Origin of the sequence: Dysgonomonas sp. ZJ279 (assembly GCF_011039205.1) — a bacterium.
GTDB lineage: Bacteria > Bacteroidota > Bacteroidia > Bacteroidales > Dysgonomonadaceae > Dysgonomonas.
Window position 1 is genome coordinate 50,737 of record NZ_JAAKEL010000009.1, and the last position, 20,291, is coordinate 71,027.

Consider the following 20,291-nt stretch of genomic DNA (forward strand, 5'->3'; position numbering starts at 1 on the left):
TTACTTATATATATCTTTCTTACCTGCCAATAATGTATTTCTCATCAAAGAGATAATTGTCATCGGGCCGACTCCTCCCGGAACAGGAGTGATATATGATGTTTTAGGAGCAACTTCATCAAAAGCTACATCTCCTTTAAGTTTGAATCCTGATTTTGTTTCTGTCGAAGCAACACGGGTGGTACCTACATCTATTACTACTGCACCTTCTTTTACCATATCTCCTTTCAAAAATTCGGGAACGCCAAGAGCTGCGATAATAATATCGGCACTTAGACAAACCTCTTTAATGTTCGGTGTACGACTATGGCAAACCGTTACAGTAGCATCACCCGGATAGCCTTTTTGCATCATCAAATTAGCAACGGGCTTTCCTACAATATTACTGCGACCTAGTACAACGCAGTGTTTGCCTTGCGTCGGTATGTTATATCGTTTCAAGAGTTCTATGATACCTGCCGGAGTAGCCGATACGAAGCAGGGTAACCCAATTGACATGCGGCCTACATTGATAGGATGGAATCCATCCACATCTTTGCGATGGTCGATGGCTTCTATTACTTTTTGTTCCGATATATGTTTGGGTAGAGGCAATTGTACAATGAAACCGTCCACATCAGAATCTTTATTCAAACGGTCTACACAAGCCAGAAGTTCTTCTTCGGTGATGTTATCTTCATAACGAATTAGAGATGATTTAAATCCAACTTCTTCGCATGTACGTACTTTGCTGGCTACATAAGTTTCGCTGCCACCATCGTGTCCCACAAGTACTGCTGCCAGATGAGGAGTTTTACCTCCCGCAGCTTTTATTCGGGCAACTTCTTCTGCTATTTCAATCTTCATTTGTGCCGATATGGCTTTTCCGTCAATTAGTTGCATTCTTTCTTATTTGAGATTATGGGTGTAAAGATACAAAATAGAGGTCAATATTTATTATTTAAAGTAAGTTCGATATTAAATATCATATAACTTATGCTTTATGATTTGGTATCAGTCTTTCGTCCATTCTGTCATCCCGCTACGCAGTGAGGGATCTCGACTTTTCCTTATTGTAGAATAATAGATCCCTCACTGCGTAGCTGGATGACAAATTCGAATGAAAATTTTGTTGTTCCTTTTTTCTGTCAAACTCACGTTATTTATAAATAAAAAAGGAGGAACATCTGCTCCTCCTTTCAATATATAAATACAATCTTATTTTTTCATTTGTGGCATTTTACCACCTTTCATCTGGGTCATCATTTTCATCATTTTACGTGTTTGATCAAATTGTTTGATCAACTTATTCACGTCTTGAGTAGATGTTCCACTACCAGCAGCAATACGCTGACGACGGCTTCCGTTTAAGATTTCAGGATTACTTCTTTCTTTTGGAGTCATCGAATAGATAATAGCCTCGATACTTTTGAATGCGTCATCGTCAATATCCAGGTCTTTGATCGACTTGCCCACGCCCGGAATCATAGCAGCCAAATCTTTTAGATTACCCATCTTTTTAATTTGTTGTATCTGTCCGATAAAATCGTTGAAGTCGAATTGATTCTTTGCTATTTTCTTTTGCAGGCGGCGTGCCTCTTCTTCATCGTATTGCTCTTGCGCTCTTTCTACGAGTGATACGATATCACCCATACCCAATATACGGTCAGCCATACGATCGGGATGGAATACATCGAGAGCATCCATTTTTTCGCCTGTTCCTACAAATTTGATAGGTTTGTCTACTATCGAGCGGATAGAGAGTGCAGCACCACCACGTGTATCACCATCAAGTTTTGTTAATACAACACCATCAAAATTCAATCTGTCGTTAAATTCTTTGGCTGTATTCACGGCATCCTGTCCTGTCATCGAGTCTACTACGAATAGAATTTCGTCAGGTTTTACAGCATTTTTGATAGCTGTAATCTCTTTCATCATTTCTTCGTCAACAGCCAAACGACCGGCAGTATCTATTATGACAAGATCATTGCCATTTTGTTTTGCTTGTTTAATTGCATTCAATGCAATCTGTACAGGATCCTTGCTGTCTTCTTCGAAATATACAGGAACCTCTATTTGAGCACCCAGTATCTTTAACTGCTCGATAGCAGCAGGGCGATATATATCGTCAGCAACAAGAAGTGGATTTTTGCCTTTTTTAGATTTCAACATTTTGGCAAGTTTGCCCGAGAATGTTGTTTTACCTGATCCTTGCAGACCGGCCATCAATATAATTGCAGGCGAACCTTTTATGTTGATATCGGTAGCAGTACCACCCATCAACAAGGCTAGCTCGTCATGTACAATTTTCACCAAAAGCTGTTCAGGTTTAACGGCAGTAAGCACGTCTTGTCCCATTGCTTTATCTTTAACAGTTTCGGTAAATTGTTTTGCTGTTTTGTAGTTAACGTCGGCATCGAGTAACGCACGGCGTACATCCTTAAGCGTTTCGGCTACATTTATTTCGGTGATTTTGCCTTCACCTTTCAAGATTTTAAACGATCGTTCTAATCTACTACTAAGACTTTCAAACATATTGTAAATTCGTTATTTATATTCGATTAATGGAGTGCAAAGATATAAACTTTTGCTATAAACTGAAAATGTCTTATTTCTTTTTCTCGTTTATAATTGGCTGCTTCACTATTGGTTTAATCGAGTCGGTGGTAATTTTTAAAGAATCGGTCGTGATTTTCAGAGAATCCGTTGCCATCTTGGTCGAATCAGTTTGGTTTTCCTGTTGGGTTCTCATCCTTCTTCTCCGTCTGAACGATTGGAATAATCGTTTCAGTGTAGACGCTTCCTTCGTATAAACAATACCTACTCCTTGCGTATATGGAGCCTGACGATAGAAGCTATCATTGGCGTGGTTATATGCTTTTAGGGTCCAGACATTACTCAATTGGTATTCTACATCGAAGTCTCCGATAAATGAGTTGTCCATTGTAGCCGAATTTTCTGTTCTATACCCTAAGTTGGTATTCAATTTCAATTTATCATCAAGGAATTTAGTCGAAACATTTACGCTCATATCCATATTAGACATTGTGCCATCGTTCGACTCTATATTTGTACCTATTTCCCATTTATCCCCCAATATGTTGCCAAAGGCAGCATTCAGGCCATTCGATAATGCACTCGAAGCCATGTTTGTCCACATGCCTTCGGTGAAATTCGCACCACTTGTACTATTTGACGAATGAAATGAGCCGGAAGCGATAAGATATGCAAATTGTATAATCTTTTGTTCATCAGTATTGATTAAGCTATTGAGCTTACGTTGAAAATCGTCATTAGAATCTACCAGACTGATATCATAGGTCAGGTTCATTTTATCCATATTTCCACTTATTCCTAAGATACAGTCTACCTGCACTCTGGTAGAAAGTAAATCTGACTCGAAGCTTGGATCTAATGTTTTAAGATCAGCTCTGACTCTACGGAAAGCTGCAATGTTGAAATTTGTTTTTAATGGATCGCCAATGAAATTGAGTTTACCGCCCTCTCTTATTCTAAAGTCTAGTCTTTTGATATTTTGCAGATTAAATCTCACATTTCCGTCTGTGAGCGTATAATCGCCAAAAGTGGTCATGTTTTCAGTTCGCATATCATAACTGAAGTTTATATTTCCATTCCCCCTCACTTCCATGGCATCACCTGTATTCGGGTCGATAATTATACCAAGGGTCAGATCGGATGTCACATTCAGTTTTACATTTAGCTTTAGTGGCAGTGCATCTGATCTGCGTGATCTTAATGCAGCGTTTATGTTGCTCTCGATTAGTTTCTCTTGTGGCACATTTATGTATACAACACTTTTGTAATCGGTAGCTTCAGATGTTTGTGGGACTAGAATATTGAGTGTCGAATTTTTGTCATTTCTGATCTGCATATTCATGTTGATGTTGTTATCATCACCAACTATTTTTACACTTCCCGATGCAAATACACGACCATAGAATAAACTGTCAGTACGGTTTTCTGTATTCAATACCATGAGATTAGTCATGTTCATATCTACAGTATATTTCATGTCCGCAAAGTTTTTATGAGTAACAATTGCACTCACTCTGGCTGTATGACCCTGAGAATCTTTTAGCCTCAAGTTATCGAAGCCTATTTTATCGGGAGTGACATCTATTGTATCCGAAATAGTGTAGACTACATTTGTATAATCTATCCCAACAGATGCCTCATTAAAGCCAAAGAATCCTTTTACTTTTGGCTCTTTCATACTTCCTTCCACTGTGAGATCAGTGCTGATAGTGCCCGAAAGTTGGTTTACCATATCAGCTACAAACGGTTTCATCCAGCCTATAGGTAATTTATCAAGATGGACTTTAAGATCGAGAGAATCCTGATTAGTATATATCATTCCTTTTATTTCGGCTTGCTTTTCTATTTCCTTATGGAGGGATGCGTTCAGTTTTATCCCCTTCAATTCATTGCTCCATTCGCTTTCGAGGTCGAGGGTGCCCAACGTATCTTTAAATACGATAATGTCAGTCATTTTGAAGCCTTTCGTATAAAGTTCAGGTTGCTCTAAAATATTTGTCATCACTATATCTCCATTAACTACTCCATGTACATAGTTAACATCGAATGCTTCTAACAAATCTCCTACTTGCGCCTGCTCGAAATATACTTTTATACTATCAGCGTTTTCTCTTGATATCACACCATTGGCTCCGATATATTTCTTATTATTCAGATTAACACCAACGTTGCTGATCTCTGTACGTTCGCCGATATTTGTAATTTTACCCGGCAGTAAATTCAAGTTGAGTTTTCCTACTTTTATATCCGAAGCGACAAATTGAAGAAGGGATACTAATTCTTTCTTCTCACTTCTGTTGAATTTGGCCAAAGCTTCTATTTGTCCTTTAATATCGATTTTAGCACTGTCGCTATTCGCTTTCAAAAGGCTATGTATTTCATCTTTTGCACCATTTACATTCAGGGCAAGATTATAAATACCATTGTCCATATGTACTTGTGATCCCAGCGTAATGTTGAAAGCTGAATCTAAATTGGCTACATCTAGCTTTGTGTCTTTTATGTCCATCTCTCCATATTTGAGATGGGGGATATTTCCGTTTATCGTTATTTTATGGTCTATTGTATTTATACGCCCATTTATGTTTGCAGGAACTATAATGTCGACCGGGAGTGCAAATATTTTGCCCAATTCTTCGGTATTTTGAGCAGATATACTGAAGTCGAAATTATTCTGATCTTTTTTAGCATACTTTGGTTTTTCAAATACGCTCGGCATATATTTATACATCAGATTGCTAAATTCATTGGCTAATGTCAGAAATTTGTACTGACCTCTTATGTTTGCAGTTAGCAGCGACGATGTAAATGATATGTATTTGTCGTTTTTATCGCCTTGTCTGCCTAATTCCAGTGTAAATAATCCGGGTCTGAAATTGAAGTTATCACCATGAAAATCAAGGCTGTCTATAGTTGCACGTCCTGACATATTATCAATATCCAGTCCTTTTATATGACCATCGAGCCGTAAGGATAAAAGTGGATTTTTCCATGCCTCATTTACATATATACGATCTATTTTAAATGTATCTATATTTAGTCTCACATTTATATCCGGTACCGCTGCCTGAGTCATATCTACATCTGCAAAAATAGAGCCTGTAGGAGAACTGACTTGGGCGGTCAATCCCATTTTGACAGGATTGTAAAATCCATTGAAATTGACATTCTTAAGACTCTCCCTTTCGTTCATTTCCAAAGCATCTATCACGCCCTGCAGCTGTGCAGTCAGCGATTGTTTATTACTTTGTCTTGCATTCAGATTCACATGCATTGATAGCTTACCTATACCATCTTTTTCTTGGTTTAAAAGCCTACCCAGATTGAAGTTTTGAGTATTCAGTCGTGCATTCACATTGAAGTTAGTAAACGTAGTGTCTATAGCTCCATTTGCCAGAAGGGTGATGGCTCCCTGACGTGTCCATGCTTCGGTGTTTAATCTGAATCCGCTCAATTTACCATTTAATTTGCCTTTAAGGAAGATAGTACCCATGCTTTTCAATATATCAGGCGCTACAAATGTGCTGTCGCCTATGCGGGCAAATGCAGTAACGGCACTGGGCTGTATGCTGAATTTATCGATAGAAAGGTCGATGTCGGCCTCACCATATTTTTCATAGCTTGATATAGAAGCTTTTCCTTCCAGAATACAATCTTCTCCGTAATTAAGGCTTATTTTCTCCATATTGACAAAAGGAAGTGTGCCTTTTATATTTGTTTTGAGAGAAATCTTATGTGTAAGATATTTGAGGTTAGGTAAAATCGATGTGAAATCTTCTCCTGCAATTTCTGTGTCCTCTGTTCCGATTTCGAATTCATTTGTGGATAAATTATATCTGACCTGGTTTGTTTTTAGATGCGAATTGGGTAAAGATAAAGATAGATTATCTACCCATAGTTGCGATTTTTCGGAATATACTTTTCCGGTAAGGCTCGTTATTTCGAGTCCCGATCTTTCTTTTGCTGTCAGTTTGTTTAATGAAACATCCAGTTTGTCTATATCGATGGAATTCAGATCGACATTTGCATTTACATCGTAGAGCGAAATATGCGAGGCATTAAATAATCCGGGTGTTGAAGGTTTGTTCAATACATCATAATTTAGTCGTCCATTCTTGATGTCAATATCTTCGATAACTATTGTCAATGCACTTTTCGTAGTGTCTACCTTCGTCGTGTCAGTGCTCGCAAAAGCATCAATAACAAACTGAAAATTGAAATTGCTGATACTGTCTTTCTGGCTTACATTGATAAGAAAATCGTCTAATGTAATACTTGTTATTGCAAGTTTTTTGCTTCTCAATAGCTCCCATGGGCTAAGTTGTACATCAAGAAATTGAGCGTAAAGCAAAGTGTCTTTAGACTGATCTTCTATATATACACCCTTTAGAGTGGCGTGATTGAATAGGCTGAGGCGTACTTCATCTATCGAAACCTCCGTATTCAACGTCGATTTTAATTGATTGACGGCGAAATTTGCTACTTTTTGTTGAACGGCAGGAATAGACAATAAAAAATACAGCAATACATTCAATCCTATGAAACCTAGGATTGTGTATAGCAAAAATTTAAAGAGTCTTTTTATAAGACTTTTCTTTTTCTTAGGAACTTTTACTTCCTCGTCGTTCTCTTCCATTCGGTGAAAGTAGTCATTTCAGATTTTCTGCCCATTCTTTTTCGTTAAAACCTACTAGTACATGGTTTTTGGTTACAACAATAGGTCGTTTCACAACCATGCCATTGGATGATAAAATGTCTAATAACTCATCTTCAGATGCAGTTTTTACCTTCTCTTTCAGATTTTCTGCTTTGTAAATATTTCCTGATGTATTGAAGAATTTATTGATGGGTAGCCCCGATTTTTTGATCCAGACGGCCAGTTCGACCTTTGTCGGATTTTCTTTTGTTATATCTCGGCTTTCGACTTCAATGTTATTCTCTTTAAGCCATTTACCGGCTTTTTGGCATGTACTACATTTAGGATATTGTACAAATAGTGCTTTTTCCATAAAAATACGTTAATTTTTTACAAAAATAAAGATTTCATTAATCAATAACGCATCTGTAGCATTTAAAGTTCTTCATTTTTAACCATAGCGCCTAATATTTGCTTATTTTTGTCATTCTAAAATCTGAAAATTATATGATACAATCAATGACCGGCTTCGGAAAGGCCACAGGTGAGCTAGCAAAAAGAAAAATTACTGTCGAAGTAAAGTCTCTTAATAGTAAGCAATTGGATCTTTCGGTTCGAATGCCTAATCTGTATAAGGAAAACGAAATGGCTGTGCGTAACCTTCTGGCCAGAACATTGGAACGTGGAAAAGTAGATTTTCTTATTTATATCGAAAATGTAGGAAATGAAACTACCACGCAACTCAATCAGAATATTATTGAAGCTTATCATGCTCAAATAACAGAATCTGCTACCAAGCTAGGTGTTGCTACACCACAAGACTGGTATCAGGTACTACTGCGCATGCCCGATGTGCTGAAATATGAGGCGCAAGAAGTGGACGTAGAAGAATGGGAGAGTGTATCGAAAGTAATAGATGAGGCTTTGGAGAATATGGCTGCTTTCCGCAAACAAGAAGGGGCAATGCTTCAGAAGCTTTTTGAGGAAAAAATAGCGAATATTTCTGCTTTATTATTGGAAGTAGAATCTTACGAAGCAGAGCGCATCGACAAAGTGAAAACCCGCATAATAGAAGCGATTCAAAAAATAGATAATCTTGATTATGATAAGAACCGTTTCGAGCAAGAGATGATTTATTATATTGAAAAGCTCGATATAAACGAAGAAAAGACTCGACTGACCAATCACCTGAGCTATTTCTTAGAAACAATAAAAACAGGTAAAGGACAAGGTAAAAAGCTAGGTTTTATCGTACAAGAAATAGGTCGCGAAATAAATACAATGGGCTCAAAATCTAATCATGCTGAGATGCAACAAACGGTAGTGCGTATGAAAGATGAGCTGGAACAAATTAAAGAACAGATATTAAACGTTTTGTAATCTTTATAAAATAAATACAAGGATAAAATAAGAATGGGACATTTAGTCATATTTTCTGCTCCATCGGGTTCGGGAAAATCTACCATTGTGAATTATTTGCTTTCGCAAAATTTGAATCTGCACTTTTCTATATCAGCTACGAGCCGCTTACCACGAGGAGAAGAGAGACATGGTGTTGAATACTATTTTCATACGCCGGAAGAATTTCGCCAAAAGATTACAAATGGTGAGTTCCTCGAATATGAGGAAGTATATACAGATAAATTCTACGGTACACTTAAGGCGGAAGTAGAGCGCATTATAAATTCGGGAGGAAATGTTATTTTCGATGTAGACGTTGTTGGCGGATGTAACATTAAGAAATACTATGGCGACAGGGCTTTGTCTGTTTTTATACAGCCGCCATCGGTTGAAGAACTACGTTCCCGACTAATAGCCAGAGGCACAGACTCGCTGGAAGTAATAGAATCCCGCGTTGAAAAAGCAGAATATGAATTGACTTTTGCACCTCAGTTCGATGTGATTATCATGAACAATGATCTAGATACAGCAAAAGCAGAGGCATTAAAAATAGTAAGTGATTTTTTAGCAGAATGAATATAGGCGTATTTTCGGGTTCGTTCAATCCGATACATATAGGACATGTTATTTTGGCAAACTATATTGTTGAGTTTACTGAAATAGATGAAGTATGGTTCTTGGTTAGCCCACAGAATCCATTGAAGGATAATGTCGGTTTATTGGATGAAAAGGAACGCTTTCATATGGCGCAACTGGCTCTCGAAGGATATTCACGATTGAAGGCGAGTGATTTCGAGCTGTTTCTGCCTAAACCTTCTTATACAATTAATACACTGGAGGCTCTTCAATTGGCTTATCCTGCAAATAACTTCATGCTTATTATAGGCGCTGACAATTGGAGCAATTTTGAGGAATGGAAAGATTATGACAGAATGGTACAGGAGTACCCTATAAAGGTTTATCCCCGTGTAGGCTATCGAATCACTATTCCAACTAAATTGAGACAAAAAGTTGAAGCGCTGGAATCTCCGGTTATAGAGATTTCATCGACTTTTATTCGTGAAAGTATTGCTGTAGGTAAAAATATAAAAGCATTCTTGCCTGACAGTGTATATGAATATATTGAGAAAAATAAATTATATAGATAATGGACTATCAAATAGCATTGTCGAAAGACTTAGAAATTCGTAGCCTTCGACTTCAAAAAGCGATGCAGGCGGCGAATATCGAAGCTTGTATATTGGCTACCGGTGTAAATGTGTTTTATATGACAGGGTGTATCTATAATGGATATTTTTACCTGTCGGCCGAAGGGAAACCGATACATTTTGTGAAAAGACCCGAAGGCATTGCTTTCGATAATACGATATACATCCGTAAGCCCGAACAGATAGTCGAAGAGTTACAAAACAGAGGCATAAATTTGCCTGAAACTGTTTTAATAGAAACAGATATTCTCCCTTTCGGGGAATGTATGCGTCTGATGAATACGCTGAATATTAAAGAAGCAGCTAATGCTTCCACTTTCATGCGCAAACTGCGAAGTATAAAGACCGATTTTGAACTTTCGCAAGTGAGAGCTTGTGCACGCAAGCACGAAGCTGTATATAAGTTGATTCCATCAGTCTTTCGAAGAGGAATGACCGATGTTGAACTTCAAATTGAGATAGAAAAACTAATGCGTTTGCATGGCTCGTTAGGTATTTTCCGTAGTTATGGTGAAAATATGGATATCTACATGGGTAGCCTTTTAGCCGGAGAAAATGCAGAAGCACCCTCACCATTCGACTATGCTTTAGGTGGTGCGGGTACAAGTCCTGTTCTACCGCTTGGTGCTAGTGGTCAGAAGTTATTGGAGAAAGAAACTATAATGGTAGACATGGCAGGTAATTATTCGCCGTGGATGACCGATATGACGCGTGTGTTCTCTGTCGGTAAAACGCTTGATCTCGCATACAGAGCGCATGAAGTATCGTGCGAAATACAAGATCGTGTTATGGATATGGCTCGTCCGGGTACTGCTTGTTCGGAAATGTATAATATTGCGATGGAATTGGTGAAAAAGAATAATCTTGAAGCTTATTTTATGGGAACAAAACAACAGGCTAAATTTATTGGTCATGGGGTCGGTCTCGAAATAAATGAACCGCCTGTGTTAACTCCCCGCTCGAAAGAATTGCTTGAGCCGAATATCGTTTTTGCTTTAGAACCTAAATTTGTGATTCCCGAAGTAGGTGCTGTTGGTGTTGAAAATACTTTTGTAGTAACTGAAGATGGAATAGAAAAAATAACGATATTGGAAGAAAATATAATCGAACTGTAATGCAATCAAAAACGATTAATATAAAAGGAGAGTTACTTGATTTATCTCATCCTATGGTGATGGGTATATTGAATATTACTCCCGATTCGTTTTACGAAGGTAGTCGCAAACAAACCGAAGAACAGATAATACTTCGGGTGAATGAGATTTTATCACAAGGCGGTAAGATTATCGATATTGGAGGTCAATCTACAAGCCCGTCTTCGACTATGCTTACGAGCGAAGAAGAAATGGAACGTTTGGGTTTTGCATTGAAAGTCATTAACCGCGAATTTCCCGATGCAATTCTATCGGTGGATACTTTCTATAGCAATACAGCTCGCCGTTGTGTAGAAGAGTATGGAGTTGCTATTATCAATGATATATCAGGTGGAGAGATCGATAAGAATATGTTTGAAACGGTGGCCGATCTGAAAGTGCCTTATATATTAATGCATATGCGTGGAACTCCTCAAACTATGCAGAAGCAAACGAAATATGATAATCTGATTCAGGATATATTCTATTATTTCTCACAGAAAATAGCAGAGTTGCATTTATTGGGAGTGAACGATGTAATTATCGATCCCGGATTTGGCTTTAGTAAAACTGTAAAGCAGAATTATGAGTTGATGGCATCTCTTAAGGGATTTGATATTTTCGACCTACCTCTCCTCGTGGGTATCTCGCGAAAATCGATGATTTATAATTTATTAGGAATAAATCCTACTGAAAGTTTAAATGGTACGACAGTTTTAAATACATTTGCTATTCAGAACGGTGCGAATATTCTTCGTGTACACGATGTGAGGGAAGCAGTAGAATCTATTCAAATAATAGAAACACTTGATAATTTAAGCAAAGGATTATGTTAGAGCCTTTTGGAATAAAAGATATAATTGATGTACTATTGGTAGCAATAGTTATGTATCAATTGTACAATCTTGTTGCCAAATCCGGTACAGGAGCTATATTCAAAGGAGTACTAGCTTTTATGATTCTTTGGATACTTGTGTCGCAGGTATTTCAGATGCGCTTGATGGGGGCTATTCTCGATAAATTTGTAAGCATCGGGTTATTTGTTCTTATCATTATTTTTCAGGATGAGATCAGGCGTTTTCTGATGTCACTGGGCTCAAATAAAACATTTCGATTCTTTGCTAAGATATTCAGTTCTAAAGACTCCGGCGATTTGTCGGACACAATTGTTACACCTCTTGTTTTGGCGTGCATGAATATGGCGAAAACTTACACGGGGGCATTGATTGTAATAGAGCAGGAAATGAAGTTGAGCAGTTTCGAGCAAACAGGCGAAATGCTTAATGCGGAGATAAGTACACGATTAATAGAAAACATTTTCTTCAAAAATACGCCCTTGCATGATGGTGCGATGATAATAGCTGATAATAGAATCAAGGCTGCCGGATGTATTCTGCCTATTTCTCAAAATCAGGATCTGCCAAAGTCGCTGGGATTAAGGCATAGAGCTGCATTAGGTATCTCGCAGGAAACAGATGCCAAAGTGATTATCGTTTCCGAAGAAAGGGGTAAAATTTCATTTGCCAGCGGCGGAGAAATCCAGACAAATGTTACTCCCGAAAAACTACAAGAACTATTAATGGGTACAATGGAAGAAAAGAGTAATAAGAAAGGGCGAAAATAAGACTTATTTTTCTAACCTCTTTTTCTCTATTTGCTTTACTCGTGGTATAACCAAACTATCTTCTATAAATGTATGTGCTTCCAGTTCTTCTTCCGACATATATAGTTCCATTAAAATATTTACCATAAGTATTTGGTCTGTTGTACCCGAAACGTATTTCATCAATATTTGTTTCAGGTCGTTCATCTTACCTTCTATATCATTATGCCTCTCTTCAAAGATGTTGATCGAGTACTGATCTAGATTATCTTCGTTTATGAGTGAGTATACATAAGGAAACACCACTTCATCTTCGTATTGCATATGCTCAAATACCTCTTTAGTATAATTATCAAAAAAGTTGAGAACTATATTTTGGAGCCTTTTATCGGAAGATTCGAACACCATTTCGAGCTTACGGCGTATGTTTGGTAATCTCTGATCGAGAAAATAATGATGCGAATTTTTCAGATAGTGTAAGAATGGAGCCAAAGGTAATGACTCGAAAGTATGCTGTATATCTGTAATGGATTTATTCGATTGATAGTTCGCCAGGAATAAAAAACAATTGGTGTCAAAATTATTTTCCTGACAAACGGCATCTACACTTTTCTCGCCAAATCCCAAAGATATATTAAGGCGGTTTAGAAGTAGCAGCAATCGATAATCGGAATCAATCAGATCCGACATTTTCATTGACTTCTTAAACACAATAGTTATATTTTGCATAGCAATTAATTTTTATTCGTCCTGATATTTTATTTCGGAAATGTCAATAAGTTTGTTGATGATGGCATAAATAGTCAATCCTGAAATACTGTGTACTTTAAGCTTTCGCGTAATATTTCGTCTGTGCGTTATAGCTGTATGGATAGATATGTTATGATGGTCGGCAATTTCTTTATTGCTCATCCCTTTCACCACGCTTATCAATATTTCTTTTTCTCTATCACTTAAACCTTCTAACTCTGCCTGATTATTTTGTTCCTTATTCAAACAAGCAAGAAGTATCTCCTCTATTTTAGACTCAGAATCATTAATTCTGATGACTGCGTCGTATGATTTATAAAACTGCTCATCAATCAGGTTGTACACCAGTGCTATGATAGCCGTTTGTTTATTCAAATTAAGTTGTTGGCGAATGTTATGTTTAGCTGTATGCCCCAATAGCATAGGATTAATCAATACAGCATCCGGACGTAAAATATCAAGTTGATAATTAATGTCCTCCATTTCTTTCAGTTCCACAACCTTCGATACACTAGCTAGTTGCGATAGTACATATACGAGTCCTTTGCGAATAATGTACGATGTCTCTGCAACAGCAAGTACTTTCTTTGTATTTGGCATCTTCTGATAGTTCCTTATATAGAATGGTTCTTTATAATGAGCAAATTACGTTATAAAATCTGGTATAAACAAATCTTATAACTAATAATATAAATCTATCATAGATGTTCGCTATTAAACAATAATTATGGTAGCTTTGTTTTGCTAATGGAAATTTTCAAAACCATTTTATGATCAACTTTAAACAAATAGAACTGTCTGATAAAAAAGAGATGGATGCCTGTTTTGCGGGCAATACATATAGGGCCTGTGACTTTTGCTTTACAAATCTTTATGCATGGAATGCTAAATTCAAAACAGTGTTCGCAGTCGTGCATCAAACTATTTTTCTTCGGTTTGTAGATTCTAACGGGGAAATTTATTATATGATGCCTATTGGCAAAATGCCTCTTACTGATGCTTTTGCCTTAATAATGCAAGATGCAAAAGACAATAAGATCCCTTTTCAGATGAAAGGTATTTCTCTTAAAATGTGGGAGCTTATTAAGCACGAAATGCCCGGCCAATTTCAGTATATATGCGACCGTGATAATGATGAATACATATATTTATCGGAAAAGCTAATCAAACTTTCGGGTAAGAAATTGCAAAGTAAACGCAATCATATCAATCGGTTCAAAGCGGATCATCCCGATTGGGAGTATTTCCCCTTGACAACTCCTGCTGAGCTGAACGAATGTATTGATATGCTCGATGAATGGGAAGGTAATAATATCCCTAAGGCTCAGAAAACTCTTCAATATGATTATATTGCAACCAAAATAATGCTCGAAAACTTCGATTATCTTCAATTGAGGGGAGGCGCTGTCAGAGTAAATGGCAAGATTGTTGCATTCTCGATAGGCGAGCCATTAACAAAAGATTCATTCGTGGTGCATGTAGAGAAAGCCTTTGGTGAGATCAACGGTGCATATACGATCATCAATCAGCAGTTCATAGAGCATGAAGCATCAGAATTTATGTATGTCAATCGCGAAGAGGATATGGGAATAGACAATCTTCGTAAAGCTAAAATGTCGTACCATCCTGATATACTTTTACAGGAAGGGATATTGAAACCAATCAAATGATACAGTTTGCAAATAAAGAAATAACTCCTTTGGTACGTCAAATGTGGAAAATCTGCTTTGATGATACAGATCAGTTTATGGATCTTTATTTCTCGAATAAATACAGAGAAGGAAATACGCTTGTCTATTTTGAAGAGAATAGACCGGTAGCTTCGTTGCAGATGTTACCTTACACGATTACTTTTTACGGAGAAAATATTCCTTTTTACTATCTGGCGGGATTATGTACTTTACCTGAGTATAGAAAGAAGGGATATATGGCACAGCTTATTTATAAGTCTCATCAATTGATATTAGATAGAGGAGTTGCCTTGTCCATTCTTATTCCTGCCGAAGATTGGCTGTATGGATTTTACGAAAAATATGGTTACGAACAAGTCTTTGAAAAGGGAGAAGAACCGCTGCCTTCATTAAAAGATATAATAAATACCACTTCTGGCATAGAAGATGCTTATCAGCTATTTAGCTCCTTGTATGGGACTAAAGATTTTTGTGTTCAGAAAAGTTTTGCCGATTTTAAAACAATCATAGAAGATTCGAAAGAGGACGATTATCCTGCTAAAACCAATTTGTCGGCAATGGCTTGCATCATTGATCCTAAAAAGCTTTTATCTATCTATGCACGGAAAAATACCGATAAAACTTTTTCAATAAAAGTGGACGAGCATATTTTTAGAGTAGAAAATGGTCGGTGTTCTGAAATAGCCGCTACAGAGTCGGTCGATTTTAATGTAGATATTCGTTTGCTTTGCCGTCTTTTATTTGGCTATAAGACCGGTGAATTGGATGAAAAGTATAAGACATATTTTCCGTTACATCATCCTGTAATAAATCTGATGTTAGAATAAATCAGAATTCTCTTAATCCTGATGCCTTATATCTGCTTAGAGCTTCCAGTTTTACATCTTTCCCAATTACCACACCATTATCCGAAAGAGCCTTCTCCACAGTGCTATATGCTAATTCAGGGTGATTATTATCTTGACTAAGATGACACAACCAGATATTTCGTAGTTTTTCGCTATAAATACTCGAAATAAATTCGGCTGATAGTTTATTGCTTAGATGCCCCATGCCACAAGAGATGCGTTGTTTCAAGTGATAAGGATATTTACCATTTTGGAGCATGTCTTCGTCGTAATTAGCTTCGATTACCAGATGTGTTGCTTTACTCGCATAAGATCTTATAGTATCAGTTATTCTGCCTATATCGGTGATGAGTACAAAATCCTGATCGTTAAATTGAATGTGGTAGCCCACATTTTCTATACTATCGTGAGGTACATCGAATGCCGTAATCTGGAAATCACGAATCGAAAAAATCTCTTCTTTATTAATAACTCTACGAGAGGTAATGAGATTTGCATTCAGATATTTATTCCTTCTGATTCCATCATGAACACCTTCGGTAGTGTACACAGGTATTGCTAGTTTATCACCAAGGCATCCTACGGTTTTGATATGATCGGCATGGTCGTGAGTAATCAGTATGGCAATAATCTTTTCCATTGCAATGCCATATTCATGCAGTGTTTTTTTAATAGTACGGATGCCGACTCCTGCGTCGATGAGTATTCCATACTCTTTGGTACCCAAGTAATAGCAGTTGCCGCTACTGCCACTGCCTAAGCTGAAAAATTTATATTTTGATTGAGAAAATAAATCGTATTGCATAATAAACACAAAGGTATAAGAGTCTGCAAATAAAAAAGGTGTTTGTAACGTTAAAGTTATAAACACCCCGTATATTTTTTGTTGAAGTTATTATTTCTTCAAAAAGCAAGTTTTTAAAACAATGCTCGAGCCATCTATTTTACAATCTACTTCTGTTGGTTCTTCAGTCAATCGTATGCTTTTTACTTTTGTACCGCGTTTGATAACCATAGAAGATCCTTTTACTTTAAGATCTTTGATTACGGTAACTGCGTCACCATCCGAAAGTTCTGCACCATTACTGTCTCGTGGAGTTGTGTCTTCTGCATCGGTATCCCCTTCTCCTGTCCATTCGTGAAAACAATCAGGGCAAACATATGCTGTTCCGTCGAAATATGTGTTTTCCATGTTGCATTTTGGACATGCTGTAGCTTCTGCCATTATTCTATTTTTTTGAGTTAATGCGACAAAGATAGGTCAATTAGCCCTAGGATGCAAATTGTTAAAATTTTCATTGATAATTTCTTATGAACTAACTGTTCCCTTTTTTTGCTATAAATTTTTATTTCTATAACTTGCCGTCCTATTTTCGGTTACGTTGGTGAAGCAATTATTTGTATTTATTTTGTTCGTAGTTTAATGAGGATTCTTGCCTGAGTTATATGGCTGGAATAGTATGTATTATTAAATAGAAATAGCTTGCTCAAATCTCAAACTCATGTTTCTTTGTTTAATACAATTTTAATTATGAAAAAATACACTACCCTATTTTTACTTGCTTTCATTGCAATATTTTCCTCATGTAATGGGGCTAAAGGCGATTATCAACGTGGACGAATCGATTTGCAGGGCAAATGGCAATTCGAATTGGATTCTTTAAACGAGGGGATTGAAAAGAACTGGCAAACAAAAGCCTTTGCAGATTTAGTCGATTTGCCGGGAACCACAGATACGAACAAGAAAGGCATATTAAATACAAAAAATGACGAAACTACATTTCTTTCGCGAACATACTCCTATGTAGGAAAAGCCTGGTACAAAAAAGAGGTTGATATACCTGAAGACTGGAAAGGAAAAAATGTCTCTCTCTTTCTTGAACGCACAAAGCCAACAAATATATGGGTTGACGGGAAAAAAGTTGGTTCAAACGATAATGTGTCCACACAACAAGTGTACGATCTGACTCCTTTTCTTTCTCCCGGAAAGCACGACATTGTTATAATGGTGGATAACGGTCAGTCAGTACCACCTCAGTTATTATCTAACTCACACGCATATACAGAATCGACTCAAACAAATTGGAATGGAATTATAGGTGAGATTTATCTTGAAGCAACTAATATATTGCACATTCAGGATGTTCAAATATATCCTGATGCAAAAGACAAATCAATTTTGGTGAAAATAAAACTCTCAAATTCAGAGAAAAAGACAAGTCCTGCTAAAATAGAATTACAAGCAGAAGCATGGAATACAGACAAAAAACATAAAGTTAAAGCAATCAGTCAAGATTTAGATGCATCTAAAGATGAAATTGAAATAAAATATACATTGGGAGACGATGCTTTGCTGTGGAGCGAGTTTCATCCATCCCTCTATAAACTGAAAGTAACACTTGATGACGGCACAGGCCTCTGCGATTCGAAGACTATTAATTTCGGACTAAGAGACTTTAAAGCTAAAGGTTCCCAATTTACAATCAACGATAATCTAACATTTTTGCGGGGGAAACATGATGCATGTGTCTTTCCGCTGACGGCTCATGTCGCAATGGATTTAGAAACATGGAGAAAGTATTTTCAGATAGCCAAACAATATGGTATTAATCATTATCGCTTTCATTCGTGGTGTCCGCCTAAAGCTTGTTTCGATGCGGCCGATATTGAAGGTATTTACCTACAACCAGAGTTGCCATTTTGGGGAACCCTCAAAAAAGAAGATGATCGATTAAATTCTTTCCTCACAAAAGAAGGTGTTAATATTCAGAATGCGTATGGAAATCACGCATCTTTCGTAATGTTTGCTTTGGGGAATGAGCTTTTTGGCGATCAGGAAGTGATGGATAATTTTGTCAAAACGTTTAGGGATTTAGATATCAGGCATTTATATGCTTTCGGGGCAAACAACTTTTTGGGATTTAGAGGGCAGATACCAGGTGAAGATTTCTTGGTGACATGTCGTATAGGAGGGGAGGAGCAAAATTCGTTCAATACACATGTAAGAGGTTCGTTTTCTTTTGCCGATGCTTATAATGGAGGATATATCAATCATACTTATCCGAATTCTGTCATGAATTTTTCAAAAGCAATCGGTGCATCCACAGTTCCTGTTATAAGTCATGAGACGGGGCAGTTTCAGATATATCCGAATTATAATGAGATTAAAAAATATACAGGTGTGCTTCAACCGAGAAATTTTGAAATATTCAAAAAAAGGCTTGAGGATGCAGGCATGCCCGATCAGGCAGATGATTTCTTTGAAGCATCCGGAAAGTGGTCGGCATTACTTTACAGGGCTGAAATTGAGATGGATTTAAGGACAGCCGGTTTTGGCGGATTCCAATTGTTAGACCTGCAGGATTATCCGGGTCAGGGATCAGCATTTGTCGGAATTTTGGATGCTTTTATGGATAGCAAAGGGATAATTACTGCCGAAGAATGGAGAGAATTTTGTTCGCCTGTGGTGCCTTTATTTACAACAGAGAAATTCTGTTGGACCAATAATGAGTCTTTAGAGGGTAATGTGAAAATTGCGAACTATTCAGAAGCCTCATTGGATGGTAAGAGTTTGTATTGGGAACTAAAAAGCGATGATCAGCGAGTTGTAGATAAGGGTACGATTAATATTAAAGCTAAAGAAAACGGATTGATCGATTTAGGGGCGATAACGCCTAAGATAGTTTCTATTGCAAAAGCGGAGAAAGTTGTGCTGAAACTTAGCATATCAGATACTGATTATAAAAACTCATATCCTTTATGGATATATCCAGAAAAAACATCAATCGAAAAACCTGCGATTATTACTATAGCAGATAGACTGGATAATGGTACGATTGAGCGATTGAAAAAAGGAGAAAGCGTATTGCTATTCCCCAATAGAAAACAATATGAACAATCAACCGTGGGGGGGCTGTTTCAAACCGATTATTGGAACTATCGTATGTTCAAAACTATCAGTGAGTCTATTAAAAGGCCTGTATCTCCCGGTACATTGGGCATTTTGACTAAGCCGGAACACCCCATTTTTGCCGATTTCCCAACAGATTTCCATACAAACTGGCAGTGGTTTCCGATTGTAAAGAATAGTTATCCTCTGATTATGGATAGAATGCCTGTGGGGTATAAGCCAATTGTACAGGTTATTGATAACGTGGAGCGAAATCATAAATTGGGACTTATTTTTGAGTTTCAGGTTGAGAGTGGTAAATTGTTAGTTTGTATGTCCGATTTGAATGCAGCGATGGATAAACCTGAAACAAGACAATTATACCATAGCATGCTAAATTATATGAATTCAGACAATTTTAAACCGACGACTAAAATCGGTTCGGGAGCTTTGACCGAGTTGTTTAGTCCGTTTGCCGGTACAAGTAAGATTGAGATTCTGGAGAATATTTCATATAAATAAGTATATGAAATACTTATAAAAATAATTGGAAACTTTTTGGTTTTTTTCAGTAAGTATTTGAAAGTGAAAAGA

The 20,291-nt window shown here is 37.1% G+C and carries 17 protein-coding genes; 9 read left to right on the forward strand and 8 right to left on the reverse strand.

Going from position 1 to position 20,291, the window contains the following annotated elements; translation table 11 throughout:
* The 4 genes from folD to G7Y57_RS11270 form a co-directional block, all read right to left on the reverse strand.
* Window positions 1–882 carry a bifunctional methylenetetrahydrofolate dehydrogenase/methenyltetrahydrofolate cyclohydrolase FolD gene (gene folD / locus G7Y57_RS11255; RefSeq protein WP_165023981.1) on the reverse strand — a complete coding sequence of 294 codons (882 nt, stop codon included), beginning with the start codon at window positions 880–882 and terminating at the stop codon, window positions 1–3.
* A gap of 315 nt (window positions 883–1,197) precedes the next feature.
* Entirely contained in the window at window positions 1,198–2,517 is a 1,320-nt protein-coding gene (gene ffh, locus G7Y57_RS11260; protein WP_165023983.1) for a signal recognition particle protein, read from the reverse strand.
* A 73-nt stretch (window positions 2,518–2,590) separates the two neighbouring features.
* The gene (locus tag G7Y57_RS11265) at window positions 2,591–7,174 is read right to left on the reverse strand and encodes a translocation/assembly module TamB domain-containing protein (RefSeq protein ID WP_165023986.1); all 4,584 of its coding nucleotides are present in this window, start codon (window positions 7,172–7,174) and stop codon (window positions 2,591–2,593) included.
* A gap of 13 nt (window positions 7,175–7,187) precedes the next feature.
* Window positions 7,188–7,547: an arsenate reductase family protein gene (locus tag G7Y57_RS11270; RefSeq protein WP_165023988.1), complete on the reverse strand. Its 360-nt coding sequence runs from the start codon at window positions 7,545–7,547 to the stop codon at window positions 7,188–7,190.
* Between the two features lie 134 nt (window positions 7,548–7,681).
* Here G7Y57_RS11270 and G7Y57_RS11275 point away from each other — a divergent pair, with 134 nt between their 5' ends.
* The 6 genes from G7Y57_RS11275 to cdaA are packed head-to-tail and all read left to right on the forward strand — an operon-like array spanning window position 7,682 to window position 12,540.
* Complete coding sequence (locus G7Y57_RS11275; RefSeq protein WP_165023991.1) at window positions 7,682–8,554, forward strand: YicC/YloC family endoribonuclease; 873 nt, start codon at window positions 7,682–7,684, stop codon at window positions 8,552–8,554.
* Window positions 8,555–8,587: 33 nt separating this feature from the next.
* Window positions 8,588–9,151 (forward strand): guanylate kinase, encoded by a 564-nt coding sequence (gene gmk, locus G7Y57_RS11280; protein ID WP_165023993.1) that lies wholly within the window; start codon window positions 8,588–8,590, stop codon window positions 9,149–9,151.
* The gene (nadD, locus tag G7Y57_RS11285) at window positions 9,148–9,723 is read left to right on the forward strand and encodes a nicotinate (nicotinamide) nucleotide adenylyltransferase (protein WP_165023996.1); all 576 of its coding nucleotides are present in this window, start codon (window positions 9,148–9,150) and stop codon (window positions 9,721–9,723) included. The genes gmk and nadD overlap by 4 nt, the downstream gene beginning before the upstream one ends.
* Window positions 9,723–10,898, forward strand: coding sequence for a M24 family metallopeptidase (locus tag G7Y57_RS11290; RefSeq protein ID WP_165023998.1), 1,176 nt, complete (start codon window positions 9,723–9,725; stop codon window positions 10,896–10,898). Before nadD ends, G7Y57_RS11290 begins: the two co-directional genes overlap by 1 nt.
* Window positions 10,898–11,752, forward strand: a complete 855-nt coding sequence (folP, locus tag G7Y57_RS11295) for a dihydropteroate synthase (protein WP_165024002.1) — start codon at window positions 10,898–10,900, stop codon at window positions 11,750–11,752. Before G7Y57_RS11290 ends, folP begins: the two co-directional genes overlap by 1 nt.
* Complete coding sequence (gene cdaA, locus G7Y57_RS11300; RefSeq protein ID WP_165024004.1) at window positions 11,746–12,540, forward strand: diadenylate cyclase CdaA; 795 nt, start codon at window positions 11,746–11,748, stop codon at window positions 12,538–12,540. The genes folP and cdaA overlap by 7 nt, the downstream gene beginning before the upstream one ends.
* A 3-nt stretch (window positions 12,541–12,543) precedes the next feature.
* Here the strand turns inward: cdaA and G7Y57_RS11305 are convergent, their stop codons facing one another.
* A complete protein-coding gene (locus tag G7Y57_RS11305) occupies window positions 12,544–13,248 on the reverse strand; it encodes a hemerythrin domain-containing protein (protein ID WP_165024007.1) in 705 nt (234 codons plus the stop codon).
* 12 nt (window positions 13,249–13,260) lie between these two features.
* The gene (locus G7Y57_RS11310; protein ID WP_165024009.1) at window positions 13,261–13,869 is read right to left on the reverse strand and encodes a LuxR C-terminal-related transcriptional regulator; all 609 of its coding nucleotides are present in this window, start codon (window positions 13,867–13,869) and stop codon (window positions 13,261–13,263) included.
* A gap of 170 nt (window positions 13,870–14,039) precedes the next feature.
* On the opposite strand from G7Y57_RS11310, the gene G7Y57_RS11315 reads away from it, so the two are divergent.
* Window positions 14,040–14,939 carry a DUF2156 domain-containing protein gene (locus tag G7Y57_RS11315; RefSeq protein WP_165024011.1) on the forward strand — a complete coding sequence of 300 codons (900 nt, stop codon included), beginning with the start codon at window positions 14,040–14,042 and terminating at the stop codon, window positions 14,937–14,939.
* The gene (locus G7Y57_RS11320; protein ID WP_165024013.1) at window positions 14,936–15,787 is read left to right on the forward strand and encodes a GNAT family N-acetyltransferase; all 852 of its coding nucleotides are present in this window, start codon (window positions 14,936–14,938) and stop codon (window positions 15,785–15,787) included. Before G7Y57_RS11315 ends, G7Y57_RS11320 begins: the two co-directional genes overlap by 4 nt.
* A 1-nt stretch (window position 15,788) precedes the next feature.
* Here G7Y57_RS11320 and G7Y57_RS11325 read toward each other — a convergent pair whose 3' ends face one another.
* Together G7Y57_RS11325 and G7Y57_RS11330 are read right to left on the reverse strand one after the other, a co-directional pair.
* A complete protein-coding gene (locus G7Y57_RS11325; protein WP_165024015.1) occupies window positions 15,789–16,613 on the reverse strand; it encodes an MBL fold metallo-hydrolase in 825 nt (274 codons plus the stop codon).
* 90 nt (window positions 16,614–16,703) lie between these two features.
* Complete coding sequence (locus G7Y57_RS11330) at window positions 16,704–17,033, reverse strand: zinc ribbon domain-containing protein YjdM (RefSeq protein ID WP_165024017.1); 330 nt, start codon at window positions 17,031–17,033, stop codon at window positions 16,704–16,706.
* A 306-nt stretch (window positions 17,034–17,339) separates the two neighbouring features.
* Between G7Y57_RS11330 and G7Y57_RS11335 the strand changes: the two genes are divergently transcribed.
* Entirely contained in the window at window positions 17,340–20,219 is a 2,880-nt protein-coding gene (locus G7Y57_RS11335; protein ID WP_165024019.1) for a sugar-binding domain-containing protein, read from the forward strand.
* The last annotated feature ends 72 nt before the right edge of the window (window positions 20,220–20,291 follow it).